At 70.9% G+C, this 15,080-nt stretch carries 12 protein-coding genes; 11 read left to right on the top strand and 1 reads right to left on the bottom strand.

Translation table 11 applies throughout. The annotated features are described in order from the left end of the window. Positions 1-80 precede the first annotated feature (80 nt). Positions 81-512 (top strand): Rieske (2Fe-2S) protein, encoded by a 432-nt coding sequence (locus AC6CKD_RS09295; RefSeq protein ID WP_498326447.1) that lies wholly within the window; start codon positions 81-83, stop codon positions 510-512. A 25-nt stretch (positions 513-537) separates the two neighbouring features. On the opposite strand, the gene AC6CKD_RS09290 is transcribed toward AC6CKD_RS09295, so the two are convergent. Continuing rightward, entirely contained in the window at positions 538-1,596 is a 1,059-nt protein-coding gene (locus AC6CKD_RS09290; RefSeq protein ID WP_498326446.1) for a hypothetical protein, read from the bottom strand. 241 nt (positions 1,597-1,837) lie between these two features. Between AC6CKD_RS09290 and AC6CKD_RS09285 the strand changes: the two genes are divergently transcribed. The 10 genes from AC6CKD_RS09285 (at position 1,838) to tpiA (ending at position 14,999) form a co-directional block, all read left to right on the top strand. Next, positions 1,838-2,476 carry a papain-like cysteine protease family protein gene (locus AC6CKD_RS09285; protein WP_498326445.1) on the top strand — a complete coding sequence of 213 codons (639 nt, stop codon included), beginning with the start codon at positions 1,838-1,840 and terminating at the stop codon, positions 2,474-2,476. Positions 2,477-2,480: 4 nt separating this feature from the next. Then, positions 2,481-3,302: a hypothetical protein gene (locus AC6CKD_RS09280; RefSeq protein ID WP_498326444.1), complete on the top strand. Its 822-nt coding sequence runs from the start codon at positions 2,481-2,483 to the stop codon at positions 3,300-3,302. A gap of 106 nt (positions 3,303-3,408) precedes the next feature. Continuing rightward, a complete protein-coding gene (uvrC, locus tag AC6CKD_RS09275) occupies positions 3,409-5,442 on the top strand; it encodes an excinuclease ABC subunit UvrC (RefSeq protein WP_498326443.1) in 2,034 nt (677 codons plus the stop codon). Continuing rightward, the gene (rapZ, locus tag AC6CKD_RS09270; protein WP_478684671.1) at positions 5,439-6,434 is read left to right on the top strand and encodes an RNase adapter RapZ; all 996 of its coding nucleotides are present in this window, start codon (positions 5,439-5,441) and stop codon (positions 6,432-6,434) included. The genes uvrC and rapZ overlap by 4 nt, the downstream gene beginning before the upstream one ends. Then, positions 6,431-7,501, top strand: a complete 1,071-nt coding sequence (locus AC6CKD_RS09265; protein WP_498326442.1) for a gluconeogenesis factor YvcK family protein — start codon at positions 6,431-6,433, stop codon at positions 7,499-7,501. Before rapZ ends, AC6CKD_RS09265 begins: the two co-directional genes overlap by 4 nt. Next, complete coding sequence (gene whiA / locus AC6CKD_RS09260) at positions 7,492-8,493, top strand: DNA-binding protein WhiA (RefSeq protein WP_498326440.1); 1,002 nt, start codon at positions 7,492-7,494, stop codon at positions 8,491-8,493. Before AC6CKD_RS09265 ends, whiA begins: the two co-directional genes overlap by 10 nt. A 188-nt stretch (positions 8,494-8,681) precedes the next feature. After that, a complete protein-coding gene (locus AC6CKD_RS09255; RefSeq protein WP_498326438.1) occupies positions 8,682-11,639 on the top strand; it encodes a M14 family metallopeptidase in 2,958 nt (985 codons plus the stop codon). A 208-nt stretch (positions 11,640-11,847) separates the two neighbouring features. Continuing rightward, on the top strand, positions 11,848-12,852 hold the full coding sequence (gap, locus tag AC6CKD_RS09250) for a type I glyceraldehyde-3-phosphate dehydrogenase (protein ID WP_243338363.1): 1,005 nt from the start codon (positions 11,848-11,850) through the stop codon (positions 12,850-12,852). Positions 12,853-12,992: 140 nt separating this feature from the next. After that, positions 12,993-14,204, top strand: a complete 1,212-nt coding sequence (locus tag AC6CKD_RS09245; protein WP_498326437.1) for a phosphoglycerate kinase — start codon at positions 12,993-12,995, stop codon at positions 14,202-14,204. A gap of 6 nt (positions 14,205-14,210) precedes the next feature. Next, positions 14,211-14,999 carry a triose-phosphate isomerase gene (gene tpiA / locus AC6CKD_RS09240; protein ID WP_498326435.1) on the top strand — a complete coding sequence of 263 codons (789 nt, stop codon included), beginning with the start codon at positions 14,211-14,213 and terminating at the stop codon, positions 14,997-14,999. The last annotated feature ends 81 nt before the right edge of the window (positions 15,000-15,080 follow it).

The raw sequence follows: 15,080 nt of genomic DNA, 5'->3' as shown, positions 1-15,080 counted from the left end.
TCGGGTGGGCCCGCCGGGCCCGGCCCGGCCGATGCCGGCCCCGCCGCATCCTCACGCCATCCTCACTCCGGGAGAACCGCATGTCCGCCTCGCAGTCCGCCGCCCGCCGTACCGTCCTCAAGGGCGCCGCCGCGATCGTCGGAGCCGTCGGCGGCGGCGTTGCGCTCACGGCCTGCTCCACCGAGACCAACAGCGGCCACGGCTCCCCGGCGGTCCCCGCCGAGCCCGTGGAGCTGGGTGCGGAGGCCGAGGTGCCGGTCGGCGGCGCGAAGCTGTTCCGGGAGAAGAAGCTCGTGGTCAGCTGCGCGGAGGCGGGCCAGTACAAGGCCTTCAGCGCCCAGTGCACCCACTCCGGCTGCGTCCTCGACAAGATCATCGAGGGTGAGGGCAACTGCCCCTGCCACGGCAGCCGTTTCGACGTGACCACGGGCAAGGTGCTGCGCGGCCCGGCCACCGACCCGCTGCCGGAGGTCCCGGTGAAGGTCGAGGCCGGCAGGCTCATCGCGGGCTGACCCGGCGCAGCGCCCGCGCGCTCGCTCACTCCCAGTCCCAGCCGATCCCCAGGATCCCGCGCCGCACCCCCTGCTCCACCAGGTGCACGGCCCGGTGCGGCCCGCTCGGATTCAGGTCCGCGAGGCGCCCGCGCGGAGCGTCCGGCCCGCTGCGCGTGAAGCGGCGGCAGCGCACCGGCAGCGCCGCCTCGTCGAAGCGGACCTGGAGCACGTACTGCCCGCCCGTGTAACTGAAGCCGCGCACGTACTCGGTGCTGCGGCCGGCGGTGCCGTCCTCGAAGCCGTAGCCGAAGACGAAGGTGTCCCCGGCGCGCAGCCGGGCGTCGAAGAGCAGCTCGGCGACGACCAGCTCCGCTTCGGGGTGGCGGCGGACGCGCCCGGTCCGGCAGTTCTCGTCGGCCCGGACCCGGATCCGCTCCGGATCGCAGCCCGGATCGCCGTGGTGGACCGCGATGTACCGGTCGACCCCGTCGCGGTGGGCCCGTACGACGTGCTGCGATTCGCGGCCGAGCAGTTGCCCGGCGGGCCCGATCCGCACCCGCTCGTGGTGCCCGACGGTGTGCAGGCCGCCGTCGGCGGGCAGTTCCATGCCGGCCAGCAGCTCCTCCACGGCCGCGCCCACGCTGAACAGCGCCCGGTACGAACGCGCGGGCGGCCGGGCCGTGCCGGGCGCGGCGGGATCCGGCGCGGCCAGCAGCCGCAGCAGGGCGCCCTCGGGCAGGTCCAGGATCTGCTCCAGGGCCCGTACGGCCTTCAGGGACTCGGGGCGGCGCGGCCGCCGGGCGCCCTGCTGCCAGTAACTGAGGCTGGTCACCCCAAGCTTGATGCCGCGCGCGGCGAGCCGGTGCTGCACCCGGTGCAGGGGCAGGCCGCGGGCGGTGAGGGCGGCGCGGAGCGCGAGGTGGAAGGGGCCGTCGCGCAGCAGGTGCGGCAGGTCCCGGGCGGCCTCCGCGCGGGCACTGTCCGGAGCGGGTCCGGACGGAGCGGGTCCGGCCGGTGGGGGGCCGGCCGGAGCGGTTCCGGGCGGTGGGGAGCCGGCCGGCGGGGGGCTGTCCGAGAGGGTGCCGTTCGCGCTCGACCGCATGGCGGCTCCTCCTGTGAACGTTCACGCGGCGGGGTGCGGGCGGTCCGGCGGGTGACGCCCGTGGTCCCGGTGGGGCCAGGTGGGGGGTGACGGCGGACGTTCACACTCTGGCCCCACCGTTCACACCGCGATGTCACGCCGTATTGAAGCGTGTTGACCTGTTCCCGACAACACCCTGATGCTCCTCCACAGCGTCCGGACGCGCTCCTCCACCCCCACTCCCCACCTCGGGAGGAACGCGATGCGCAACAGAAACCGGCGGCTCACCCTCGCCGCCTTCATCACCGCCCTGCTCCTCGCCCTGCCCACCGCTGCCGCCACCGCCGCCGATGACGCCGCCGGTACGGGCACCACTACCGCCACCTCCGCCGCCGCCGCACCCGCCGAGAGCTCGGCACTGGCGTACAAGCGGCTGAACATCACCATGCAGGCCCAGCAGAAGACCAACTGGTGCTGGGCCGCCGGCGGCAACACCATCGCCACCTGGTTCGGCCGCACCTACACCCAGAACCAGTTCTGCAACGCCGCCTTCAACCGCCAGCAGGGCTACGACTGCCCCAACAACCAGGCCACCCTCGGCAACGTGCAGACCGGCCTGCGCTGGGCCGGCATCAACGCCGGCTCCTACGTGAACGGCTGGCTCCAGTACTCCACCGTCCAGACCGAGATCAACGCCAACCGCCCGATCGAGACCCGCATCCAGTGGTCCAACGGCGGTGGCCACATGCACGTGATCTACGGCTACGACACCGCGAACAGCTGGGTGTACTGGGGAGACCCGTGGCCCTCGAGCGACCGCTACAACTGGGCCTCCCACGCCTGGTACGTGGACAACAGCACCTTCTCCTGGACCCACTCGCTCTACCGGATCGGGGCGTGACCTCATGAATCCACGTCTCGCCGCCGCGGCCGTCGCCGCGACCGCCGTACTGGCCCTGGCCCCCACCCAGGCGTCCGCGGCGCCCGTTCCACAGCCCCAGAACGCCACCGCCGAGAACCTGGCCGCCGCAGGACGCAGGGCGGCGGCCCCCGACACCCTGGCCACCCTGTCCCGCTTCTTCGCCCGCGAGGGCAAGGTCTCGCTCACCGCCGCGCAGCCCCGCATCGAGGGCGAGACCGTTCCCGTGCACTACCTCTCGCCGGAGTTCGTCGCGGGGGAGGCGGGCGCGGGCGTGGCCCGGCTGGAGTTCCTCGCCAGCAAGGCCGTCTCCTCGGACGGGCAGCAGGCAGCCCTGTGGACCGCGAAGACCGAAGCGGGCTGGCAGGTGGTGAACATCGCCACCGGCGACGACGAGTTCCGCTACGCACGGCTCGGCGCGGCGAAACTCCCCGGCGGGACCGTGTTCCGCGAACCGCAGATCGACGCCTGGTACGTGGCCGGCGGCGAGCGGGTGCTGCCCCTGGACGAGGACGCGGCGACCGCCGTCGGCGCGCAGGGAACGAGCCTGGCCGCCTACCGGACGCGGGTCGTGAAGGCTTACGGGGACAAGCTGCCGGGCTCCGCCTACGGCAAGTCCGGCAAGGCCGGTGGCTTCGCCCCCACGGAAGCCACGGCCACGGAAGCCACGGCCACGACGGCGAGCCCCACCGCGGCGTCCACCCTCGCCGGGCTCCCGATGACCGCCGGAGCCGTGGCTCTGGCGCTGGGCGCGGCCGGCGCGGTGGCCGCGCGGCGCGCCCGGCGGCAGCGGGTGGTGCGGGCGTAGCCACCCCGAGGGGCCCGGCCGTCTCTTTCGGATCTTGCCTGACCGACAAGATCCAAGAGGGACGGCCTGGGCCCGGTTGTCGGCGGGCGACAGTAGGGTGGTCGGCATGGCCGACCCTTCCAGCTACCGCCCCGAGCCGGGACAGGTCCCCGACTCCCCGGGGGTCTACAAGTTCCGCGACGAGCACCGCCGGGTGATCTACGTCGGGAAGGCCAAGAGCCTGCGCCAACGGCTGGCCAGCTACTTCCAGGACCTGGCCGGGCTGCACCCCCGTACCGCCACCATGGTGACCACGGCCGCCTCCGTCGAGTGGACCGTGGTCTCCACCGAGGTCGAGGCGCTCCAGCTCGAATACTCCTGGATCAAGGAGTTCGACCCCCGGTTCAACGTCAAGTACCGGGACGACAAGAGCTACCCCTCCCTCGCCGTCACCATGAACGAGGACTATCCACGGGTCCAGGTCATGCGCGGACCCAAGAAGAAGGGCGTGCGCTACTTCGGCCCGTACGGGCACGCCTGGGCCATCCGCGAGACCGTCGACCTGATGCTCCGGGTCTTCCCCGTCCGCACCTGCTCCGCAGGGGTGTTCAAGCGGTCCGCGCAGATCGGCCGCCCCTGCCTGCTCGGGTACATCGGCAAGTGCTCCGCGCCCTGCGTCGGCCGGGTCACCCCCGAGGAGCACCGGGAACTCGCCGAGGACTTCTGCGACTTCATGGCCGGCCGCACCGGCACCTACCTCAGCCGCCTCGAACAGCAGATGCACGAGGCCGCGGAGGAGATGGAGTACGAGAAGGCCGCCCGGCTGCGCGACGACATAGGGGCCCTGCGCCGGGCGATGGAGAAGAACGCGGTCGTGCTCGCCGACGCCACCGACGCCGACCTGTTCGCCGTCGCCGAGGACGAGCTCGAAGCGGCCGTGCAGATCTTCCACGTCCGCGGCGGCCGGGTCCGCGGCCAGCGCGGCTGGGTCACCGACAAGGTCGAGGCCGTCGACACCGCCGGGCTGGTCGAGCACGCCCTCCAGCAGCTGTACGGGGAGGAGAAGGGCGAGGCCGTCCCCAAGGAGGTGCTGGTCCCGGCGCTCCCCGAGGACACCCCGGCCCTGAGCCAGTGGCTCGCCGAGCGGCGCGGCTCGCAGGTGAGCCTGCGCATCCCGCAGCGCGGGGACAAGAAGGCGCTGATGGAGACCGTCCACCGCAACGCCCAGCAGTCCCTCGCCCTGCACAAGACCAAGCGCGCGGCCGACCTCACCACCCGCTCGCGGGCCCTCGAGGAGATCGCCGAGGCGCTCGAGCTGGACGGCGCGCCGCTGCGCATCGAGTGCTTCGACATCTCCCACCTCCAGGGCGACGACGTCGTGGCCTCTATGGTCGTCTTCGAGGACGGGCTGGCGCGCAAGGGCGAGTACCGGCGCTTCCAGATCAAATCCTTCGAGGGGCAGGACGACGTCCGCTCCATGCACGAGGTGGTCTCCCGGCGCTTCCGCCGCTATCTCCAGGAGAAGCTGAAGACGGGGGAGTGGTCCCCCGAGGACGCCGGCCCCACCGCGAGCGGGGAAGTCGGACAGGACGCGCCCGAGGACGACGGGCGCCCCAGGCGCTTCGCGTACCCGCCCCAGCTCGTCGTCGTCGACGGCGGGCAGCCCCAGGTGGCCGCCGCCAAGCGGGCCCTGGAGGAGCTGGGGATCGACGACGTCGCCGTGTGCGGCCTCGCCAAGCGCCTGGAGGAGGTCTGGCTGCCCGGGGAGGGCGACCCGGTGGTGCTGCCCCGCAGCAGCGAGGGCCTGTACCTGCTCCAGCGGGTCCGTGACGAAGCCCACCGGTTCGCCATCCAGTACCAGCGCAACAAGCGCGGCAAACGCCTGAAGGCCGGCCCCCTCGACGAGGTCCCCGGGCTCGGCGAGAGCCGCAGGCTGGCCCTGATCAAGCACTTCGGTTCGGTGAAAAAGCTGAGACAGGCGACAATCGAGCAGATCTGCGAGGTCCCGGGCATAGGCCGCAAGACGGCCGAGACCGTGGCCGTGGCCCTCGCCCAGGCGGTTCCCGCCGGTCCCGCCGTCAATACGGCGACCGGGGAGATCATTGAGGATGAGACCCCCGCGTCCGCGGGAGCAGCATCCGATCGGGGGACCGAGCAATGACCGAGCGCGAAACCCGGCACGACCGAGGATCAGAGCAGGATTCCGGACGTGACATCGCATCCGAGTACGACCGAGACGGAGCACAGGTGAGTACGGGCACGACAGTGGAGCCCGGCGATACCGCCGAGGCGGCCATCCCCGAGCTGGTGATCATCTCCGGAATGTCCGGGGCCGGCCGCAGTACGGCGGCCAAGTGCCTGGAGGACCTCGGCTGGTTCGTCGTCGACAACCTGCCGCCGGCGCTGATCACCACCATGGTGGAACTCGGCGCCCGCTCGCAGGGCAACGTGGCGCGCATCGCCGTCGTCGTCGACGTCCGCGGCCGCCAGTTCTTCGACGCGCTGCGCGAATCCCTCGCCGACCTGGAGACCCGCGGGGTCACCCGGCGGATCGTCTTCCTGGAGTCCTCGGACGACGCCCTCGTCCGGCGCTTCGAGTCGGTCCGCCGCCCGCACCCGCTCCAGGGCGACGGCCGCATCGTCGACGGCATCGCCGCCGAGCGCGACCTGCTGCGCGAGCTGCGCGGCGACGCCGACCTGGTCATCGACACCTCCAGCCTGAACGTGCACGAGCTGCGCGCCAAGATGGACGCCCAGTTCGCCGGCGACGAGGAGCCCGAGCTGCGGGCCACCGTCATGTCCTTCGGCTACAAGTACGGGCTCCCCGTCGACGCAGACCTCGTCGTCGACTGCCGCTTCATCCCCAACCCGCACTGGGTCCCGGAGCTGCGCCCCTTCACCGGCCTGAACGAGGAGGTGTCGGGCTACGTCTTCAGCCAGCCCGGCGCCAAGGAGTTCCTCGACCGGTACACCGAGCTGCTCCAGCTCATCGCCACCGGCTACCGCCGCGAGGGCAAGCGGTACGTGACCATCGCGGTCGGCTGTACCGGCGGCAAGCACCGCAGCGTCGCCATGTCGGAGAAGCTCGCCGCCCGCCTCGCCTCCGAGGGAGTCGAGACCGTCGTCGTCCACAGGGACATGGGGCGCGAGTGACCGGACGTACCATGCGGCTCCGCCGCCTGCGCCGCCTGACCAACGGCAAGGGCGAGGGCGGCGCGGGCCGTACGGGCCTGCGCCGCGGCGAGGCCCCCGAGGTGGCGGCGCCCAAGGTCGTGGCGCTCGGCGGCGGCATGGGCCTCTCGGCCTCGCTGACCGCCCTGCGCCGGATCACGGGCGAGCTGACCGCCGTCGTCACCGTCGCCGACGACGGCGGCTCCAGCGGCAGGCTCCGCGAGGAGCTCGGGGTCCTGCCCCCCGGCGACCTCCGCAAGGCGCTGGCCGCGCTGTGCGGTGACGACGACTGGGGCCAGACCTGGGCGCGGGTCATCCAGCACCGGTTCCAGTCCCAGGGCGACCTGCACGAGCACGCGGTCGGCAACCTGCTGATCGTCGCCCTGTGGGAACAGCTCGGCGACCCCGTCCAGGCCCTGGACCTGGTCGGCAAGCTGCTCGGCGCCCAGGGCCGGGTGCTGCCGATGTCGGCGGTCCCGCTGGAGCTCCAGGCCCTGGTCAAGGGCCACGATCCGGCCCGCCCCGAGGACGTGGACACCGTACGGGGGCAGGCCACCGTGGCGCTGACCCCCGGCGAGGTGCTCTCCGTACAGGTGGTGCCGAGCGATCCGCCGGCGGTGCCGGAAGCGGTCGCGGCGGTGCTCGACGCGGACTGGGTGGTGCTCGGTCCGGGGTCCTGGTTCTCGTCGGTGATTCCGCACCTCCTGGTGCCCGAACTGCTCGACGCGCTGGTCGAGACGAAGGCCAGAAAGGTGCTCTCGCTGAACCTCGCACCACAACCCGGCGAAACAGAGGGCTTCTCTCCGCAGCGTCATTTGGAGGTTTTGGCCCGACACGCCCCTAAACTCGCCCTGGACGTGGTGCTTGCCGATCAGGCTGCCGTGCCCGATCGCGAGTCCCTCGCCGATGCCGCAAAACGGTTCGGCGCCGCGGTCGAGCTGGCGCCGGTCGCCAGGCTGGACGGCTCTCCGAAGCATGATCCGGAGCTGCTGGCCGCCGCGTACGACCGTATTTTTCGGATGCATGGAAGGATCGGCCCATGGCGATGACGCCCGCGGTGAAGGATGAGATCGCCCGCCTGCCTGTCACCCGCACCTGCTGCAGGAAGGCGGAGGTCTCGGCGATCCTTCGGTTCGCGGGCGGGTTGCACCTGGTGAGCGGCCGGATCGTCATCGAGGCGGAACTGGACGCGGGGATCGCGGCCCGCCGCCTGCGCAAGGACATCCTGGAGATCTTCGGACACTCCTCGGATCTCGTGATCATGGCTCCGGGCGGTCTGCGCCGGGGCAACCGGTACGTGGTCCGCGTGGTCGCCGGCGGCGACCAGCTCGCCCGCCAGACCGGCCTCGTGGACGGCCGCGGCCGTCCGATCCGGGGTCTGCCCCCGCAGGTGGTCTCCGGGGCCACCTGCGACGCCGAGGCGGCCTGGCGCGGGGCCTTCCTGGCCCACGGCTCGCTGACCGAGCCGGGGCGCTCCTCCTCCCTGGAGGTCACCTGCCCCGGTCCGGAGGCCGCCCTGGCCCTGGTCGGCGCCGCCCGCCGGCTCTCCATCGCCGCGAAGGCCCGCGAGGTCCGCGGCGTGGACCGGGTCGTCGTACGGGACGGGGACGCCATCGGCGCCCTGCTCACCCGGCTCGGCGCCCACGACTCGGTGCTGGCCTGGGAGGAGCGGCGGATGCGGCGCGAGGTCCGCGCCACCGCCAACCGCCTCGCCAACTTCGACGACGCCAACCTGCGCCGCTCGGCGCGGGCCGCCGTCGCCGCCGGAGCCCGGGTCCAGCGAGCTCTGGAGATCCTCGCCGAAGAGGTCCCCGAGCACCTCGCCGCGGCCGGCCGGCTGCGCATGGAGCACAAGCAGGCCTCCCTGGAGGAGCTGGGCGCGCTCGCCGACCCGCCGCTGACCAAGGACGCGGTCGCCGGCCGGATCCGCCGCCTGCTGGCGATGGCCGACAAGCGGGCCCAAGACCTCGGGATCCCGGGCACCGAGTCGAACCTCGACCTCAGCGACAGCGAGGAGCTGGCCGACCACATGGCCGGCTGATGCCGCGCAGGCCGGACGCAGGTCCGGTCGGAGTACGGCACTGCTGCCGAAGGGGTCCGCACGATCACTCGTGCGGGCCCCTTTTCGGTAGGCCCCATTGACATGAGCATGGGCTGATCGTGAGCCTGTCGTCCGGAGCTTTCGTGGCAGACGGGAGCTTTCGTGGCAGACGACGCCCAGGGGGGCACATGAGGCACCGCGCGAGATCGATCCTCGCCGCAAGCGCATTCGTCTTCGGCACCACACTCGCCGCACTACCCGCAGCGGCCCAGCCCCAGCCCGGCGCGGCGGACACGTCCGCCGCCGACGAGGTGCGGGTCTACGACGCCGACATCACCAAGGAGCAGGTCCCGCTGGTCCTGGCGGCCGGGCAGGACGCGCACGAGCTCTCCGAGCGCGCCCCGGAGACCGGGACCGCCAAGGTCGAGCTCTTCCTCACCGGCGGTCAGGCCAAGGAGCTGGCGGCGCAGGGGATCACGCTCGCCGAGCGCAAGGTCGAGGCCAAGGCCGCGGCGCGCTCGCTGGCGGCCGGCGACGGCGTCTTCCGCCCGTACAGCGGCAAGGGCGGGCTCCAGGAGGAGGTCCTGCGCACCGCCCAGGAGAATCCGGGCCTCACCAAGGTCGTCTCCATCGGCAAGACCGTCCAGGGCAAGGACATCCTCGCCCTGAAGGTCACGAAGAACGCCAAGAAGTCCAGGGACGGCGCCAAGCCCTCCACGTTGTACATGTCCAACCAGCACGCCCGTGAGTGGATCACCCCCGAGATGACCCGGCGGCTGATGCACCACACCCTGGACAACTACGGCAAGGACGCGCGGGTCACCAAGCTGGTGGACTCCACCGAGCTGTGGTTCCTGCTCTCCGCCAACCCCGACGGCTACGACTACACCTTCGCCCCCGACGGCCAGCGGCTGTGGCGCAAGAACCTGCGCGACAACAACGCCGACGGCAAGATCACCACGGGCGACGGCGTCGACCTCAACCGCAACTTCACCTACAAGTGGGGCTACGACAACGAGGGCTCCTCGCCCAACCCGTCGAGCGAGACGTACCGCGGCGCCAAGGCCTCCTCCGAGCCCGAGACCGTCGCCCTCGACACGTTCCAGAAGCGCATCGGCTTCGACTACGGCATCAACTACCACTCCGCGGCCGAACTGATCCTGTACGGCGTGGGCTGGCAGGTGGCCACCCCCACCCCCGACGACGTCGCCTACGAGGCGCTCGCCGGCACCCCGGAGAACCCCGCGGTCCCCGGCTACTACCCCCAGGTCTCCTCCGAGCTCTACACCACCAACGGCGAGGCCGACGGCCATGCCGCCAACGCCAACGGCATGATGATGTTCACGCCGGAGATGACCACCTGCCAGACGGCGTCCGCGATCGACCCGGACGACCGGTGGAAGCCCGAGGACTGCGCCTCCGGCTTCAACTTCCCGGACGACGAGAAGCTCATCCAGGCCGAGTTCGCCAAGAACATCGACTTCGCGCTCTCCGTGGCCGAGAGCGCCGAGCGCCCGGACCAGCCGAAGTCCTCCGTGGGCCTGACCGCCGCCGACTTCACCCTCGACCCCTTCACCACCTCCTACGCGGCCCGCGGCGAGGACCAGAAGGTCTCCGTCACCGCCCGCAAGGCGCTGAAGGACAAGGAACTCAACTACCGGATCAACGGGGGCCGCACCCACGACGAGGACCTCGAAGCCTGGAAGGGCGGTGAGGTCTACGGCGGCGAGGACAACAACTGGTTCGACGAGTACCGCGCCGAGGTCGACGGCACCAAGCCCGGCGACAAGGTCGAGGTCTGGTTCACCGGCCGCGACCGCGGCAAGCAGGTCTCCAGCGAGCACTTCACCTACACGGTGGCCGAGCGGCCGCGCGCCGACGTGCTGGTGATCGCCGAGGAGGGCGCCCCGGCGCAGCACGCGCAGTCCTACGTCGACGCCCTGCGCGCCAACGGCAAGAGCGCGGCGGTCTGGGACGTGGCGGTCCAGGGCGCACCGCACCACCTCGGAGCGCTCTCCCACTTCCGTACGGCCGTCCACTACACCGGGGCCAAGTCCCCGGGCGGTGACACCCAGCTGGCGGTCCGGGACTTCCTCAACGAGGGCGGCAAGCTGATCGAGGCCGGCGAGCTGGCGGGCGGCAACGCCCAGGTCGGCCGCGCCGTGACCAACGACTTCAGCCAGTACTTCCTCGGGGCCTACGGCCGCGCAGGGGTCACCGGTCCCACCGGCTTCACCGGCGCGGGCTCCCTGGCCGGGGCCAAGGGCGCCCTCGGCGACGCCACGGGCAACCCGCTCGACCGCCCGGGCTCCTACACGGTCACCTCCGACACCCTGCCCGCGGCGCAGTTCCCGCAGTTCGCGAGCGCGCAGTCGGGCCAGTACGCGGGAGTCGTGAACCCGTACGCCCCGTACGCCGGCGCCTCGATGGCCTCGGCCACGCACGCGGACGACGACTGGAAGCGCCTCACCCGCACCATCGACCTCACCGGGGTCGCCGCGGCCGACCAGCCCAAGCTCAAGATGGCGCTGAACTGGAACACCGAGGAGGGCTACGACCACGCCGTCCTGGAGTCCCGTACCGCGGGCGGCGACGACTGGACCACGCTGCCCGAGGCGAGCGGCCTGACCACCACCACCGTTCCCGAGGAGTGCGGGGCCGGGTTCTTCATCAACGGCCACCCGTTCCTGCGCCGCTACCTCACCCTCGACGCCGGCGGCTGCACCCCGCAGGGCACCACCGGCACGTGGAACTCCTTCACCGCCTCCTCCGGCGGCTGGAAGCAGGTCTCCTTCGACCTGAGCGCGTACGCGGGCAAGACCGTCGAGGTCTCCCTCGCCTACATCACCGACCCGGGCTCGGGCGGCCGCGGAGTCTTCGCGGACGAGGCCCGCGTATCGCTCGGCGGCACCGACCAGGCGGCCGAGGGCTTCGAGTCCTCGTTTGGTGTCTGGACCGCCCAGGGCGCACCTGCCGGAAGCCCCGATGTTCCGGGCGATTGGTCCCGGTCGGGCGAGCTGTTCAAGTCCTATGCCTCCGTCACTACGCGTGACACCGTGCTCCTGGGCTTCGGCCTGGAACACGTGCCGACCGCGGCCGACCGCGCCCTACTCGTCGGTAAGGCGCTCCGCTCGCTGAACCACTGATCAGAGCCCCCGAACGCGCTCACCGTGAGTGACCGGGCACAAAGTCCCCGAGGTCCCGTACCCGTCATGGAGTGCGGGGCTTCGGGGCGTGTCTCAGGATGGTCGATGTCACTCCGAAGCTCACGGAGAGGTAGTGTCGTAAGCGGTCGGGGACATCCCATACAGCTCGCTGGCGGACAGGCCGGCGCACCAACGAGGAGATCGGTTCGTGACGATCCGCGTAGGCATCAATGGTTTTGGCCGAATTGGCCGCAACTACTTCCGGGCGCTCCTGGAGCAGGGAGCGGACATCGAGATCGTCGGTGTCAACGACCTGACTGACAACGCGACCCTGGTTCACCTCCTCAAGTACGACACGATCCTGGGCCGTCTCAAGGCCGAGGTCAGCCACACCGACGACACCATCACCGTCGGTGGCAACACCTTCAAGACCTTCGCCGAGCGCGACCCCGCGAACCTCCCCTGGGGCGAGCTGGGCGCCGACATCGTCATCGAGTCGACCGGCATCTTCACCAAGAAGGCCGACGCCGCCAAGCACATCGCGGCCGGCGCGAAGAAGGTCCTCATCTCGGCTCCGGCCAAGGACGAGGACATCACGATCGTGATGGGCGTCAACCAGGAGAAGTACGACGCGGCCAACCACCACGTCATCTCCAACGCCTCCTGCACCACCAACTGCGTGGCGCCGATGGCCAAGGTCCTCCTGGAGAACTTCGGCATCGTCAAGGGCATGATGACGACGGTCCACGCGTACACGAACGACCAGCGCATCCTGGACTTCCCGCACTCGGACCTGCGCCGCGCCCGCGCCGCCGCCGAGAACATCATCCCGACCACCACCGGTGCCGCCAAGGCCACCGCGCTGGTCATCCCGGAGCTGGCGGGCAAGCTCGACGGCATCGCGATGCGCGTCCCGGTCCCCACCGGTTCCGTGACCGACCTGGTCATCGAGCTGGAGCGCGAAGTCACCAAGGACGAGGTCAACTCGGCCTTCCAGAAGGCCTCTCAGGGCCAGCTCAAGGGCATCCTGGACTACACCGAGGACGCGATCGTCTCTTCCGACATCGTGAACTGGCCGTACTCCTGCACCTTCGACTCCTCCCTGACGATGGTCCAGGGCAAGAGCGTCAAGGTCATCGGCTGGTACGACAACGAGTGGGGCTACTCCAACCGCCTCGTCGACCTGACCGTGTTCGTCGGCGGTCAGCTCTAAGCACCACAGCAGGCACCACGATGTGAGCACCGGGGCTCGGGCAGCGCGACGAAGCGCTGTACGGGCCCTGTTGCTTGTCTCGTACCCCTCTCGTCCCGCACGGGTAGAGTCCTGGGCTGGGAAAAGGAGTAGAAAACAGCATGAAGACGATCGACGAACTTCTCGCCGAGGGCGTGTCCGGCAAGCGTGTCTTCGTACGCGCGGACCTGAACGTGCCGCTCTCGAACGGTGAGATCACCGACGACGGCCGCATCCGCGCCGTGCAGCCCACCATCGCGAAGCTCGCCGAGGCCGGCGCACGCGTGGTAGTTGCCTCGCACCTGGGCCGCCCCAAGGGCGCCCCGGACCCGGCCTTCTCGCTGGCGCCCGCCGCCGCCCGCCTCGGCGAGCTGCTGGCCGTGGACGTCGCGTTCGCCACCGACACGGTCGGCGCCTCCGCGAAGGAGACCGTGGCCGCCCTCGCCGACGGCCAGGTCGCCGTCATCGAGAACCTGCGCTTCAACGCCGGTGAGACCGCCAAGGACGACGCCGAGCGCGGGGCCTTCGCGGACCAGCTCGCCGAGCTCGCCGACATCTACGTCGGCGACGGCTTCGGCGCTGTCCACCGCAAGCACGCCTCGGTCTTCGACCTTCCCGCGCGCCTCCCGCACGCGGCCGGCTACCTCATCGCCACCGAGGTCGGAGTCCTGAAGAAGCTGACCGCCGAGGTCAAGCGCCCGTACGTGGTCATCCTCGGCGGCGCCAAGGTCTCCGACAAGCTCGCCGTCATCGACGAGCTGCTCGGCAAGGCCGACCGCCTCCTCATCGGCGGCGGCATGGCGTACACCTTCCTCTACGCCAAGGGCTACGAGGTCGGCATCTCCCTGCTCCAGAAGGACCAGGTGGACGTCGTCAAGGAGTACATGGAGCGCGCCGAGAAGAACGGTGTCGAGCTGGTCCTCCCCGTCGACATCCTCGCCTCCAAGGACTTCCCGGACCTGAAGACCAAGGCTCCGGCGGACTTCATCACCGTCGACGCGGACAAGATCCCCGCCGACCAGGAGGGTCTGGACATCGGTCCCAAGACCCGCGAGCTGTACGCCTCGAAGATCGCCGACGCCGAGACCGTCTTCTGGAACGGCCCGGTGGGCGTCTTCGAGCACCCCGACTACGCCAACGGCACCCGCGCCATCGCGCAGGCCCTCGTCGACAGCAGCGCCTTCACCGTCGTCGGCGGTGGCGACTCGGCCGCCGCCGTGCGCACGCTCGGCTTCGACGAGAACGCTTTCGGCCACATTTCGACCGGTGGCGGCGCCTCCCTCGAGTACCTCGAGGGCAAGACGCTCCCCGGCCTCGCCGCACTGGAGGTCTGAACCCTGATGACTGAGAACACCGCCGGCCGTACCCCGCTGATGGCGGGCAACTGGAAGATGAACCTCAACCACCTCGAGGCCATCGCCCACGTCCAGAAGCTCGCCTTCGCCCTGGCCGACAAGGACTACGACTTCGTCGAGGTCGCGGTGCTGCCGCCCTTCGTCGACCTCCGCTCGGTCCAGACCCTGGTCGACGGCGACAAGCTGAAGATCAAGTACGGAGCCCAGGACATCTCGGCCCACGACTCCGGCGCCTACACCGGCGAGATCTCCGGACCGATGCTGTCGAAGCTGAAGTGCACGTTCGTGGCCGTCGGCCACAGCGAGCGCCGCCAGTACCACGGCGAGAGCGACGAGATCTGCAACGCCAAGGTCAAGGCCGCCTACAAGCACGGGATCACCCCCATCCTGTGCGTCGGCGAGGGCCTGGACATCCGCAAGGCCGGCCAGCAGGTCGAGTACACGCTGAACCAGCTCGACGGCGGCCTCAAGGACATTCCGGCCGAGCAGGTCGAGTCCATCGTGATCGCGTACGAGCCCGTCTGGGCGATCGGCACCGGCGAGGTCGCCACCCCCGAGGACGCGCAGGAGGTCTGCGGTGCCATCCGCGTCCGTCTCGCGGAGCTCTACTCGCAGGAGCTGGCCGACAAGGTCCGCATCCAGTACGGCGGCTCGGTCAAGTCCGGCAACATCGCCGCGATCATGGCCCAGCCCGACGTCGACGGCGCCCTGATCGGCGGCGCGGCGCTGGACGCGGAGGAGTTCGTGAAGATCGTCCGGTTCCGCGACCAGTGACGTTCATCGTGAGTATGCGGTAGGACGGATCCGTCGTACCCTTGCGGGGGCCAGCAGGCTGGACGAGCTGCCGGCCCCCGT

It is taken from the genome of Streptomyces sp. GQ60, assembly GCF_059758875.1.
This window is presented reverse-complemented; position numbering and strand designations above follow the sequence as displayed.

Bases quoted from the DNA above. Each gene is read 5' to 3' on its own strand.
- AC6CKD_RS09285 (WP_498326445.1), top strand. From the start codon at position 1,838: ATGCGCAACAGAAACCGGCGGCTCACCCTCGCCGCCTTCATCACCGCC.
- whiA (WP_498326440.1), top strand. From the start codon at position 7,492: ATGGCGATGACGCCCGCGGTGAAGGATGAGATCGCCCGCCTGCCTGTC.
- tpiA (WP_498326435.1), top strand. From the start codon at position 14,211: ATGACTGAGAACACCGCCGGCCGTACCCCGCTGATGGCGGGCAACTGG.
- AC6CKD_RS09245 (WP_498326437.1), top strand. From the start codon at position 12,993: ATGAAGACGATCGACGAACTTCTCGCCGAGGGCGTGTCCGGCAAGCGT.
- AC6CKD_RS09255 (WP_498326438.1), top strand. From the start codon at position 8,682: ATGAGGCACCGCGCGAGATCGATCCTCGCCGCAAGCGCATTCGTCTTC.
- uvrC (WP_498326443.1), top strand. From the start codon at position 3,409: ATGGCCGACCCTTCCAGCTACCGCCCCGAGCCGGGACAGGTCCCCGAC.
- AC6CKD_RS09295 (WP_498326447.1), top strand. From the start codon at position 81: ATGTCCGCCTCGCAGTCCGCCGCCCGCCGTACCGTCCTCAAGGGCGCC.
- rapZ (WP_478684671.1), top strand. From the start codon at position 5,439: ATGACCGAGCGCGAAACCCGGCACGACCGAGGATCAGAGCAGGATTCC.
- AC6CKD_RS09280 (WP_498326444.1), top strand. From the start codon at position 2,481: ATGAATCCACGTCTCGCCGCCGCGGCCGTCGCCGCGACCGCCGTACTG.
- AC6CKD_RS09290 (WP_498326446.1), bottom strand. From the start codon at position 1,596: ATGCGGTCGAGCGCGAACGGCACCCTCTCGGACAGCCCCCCGCCGGCC.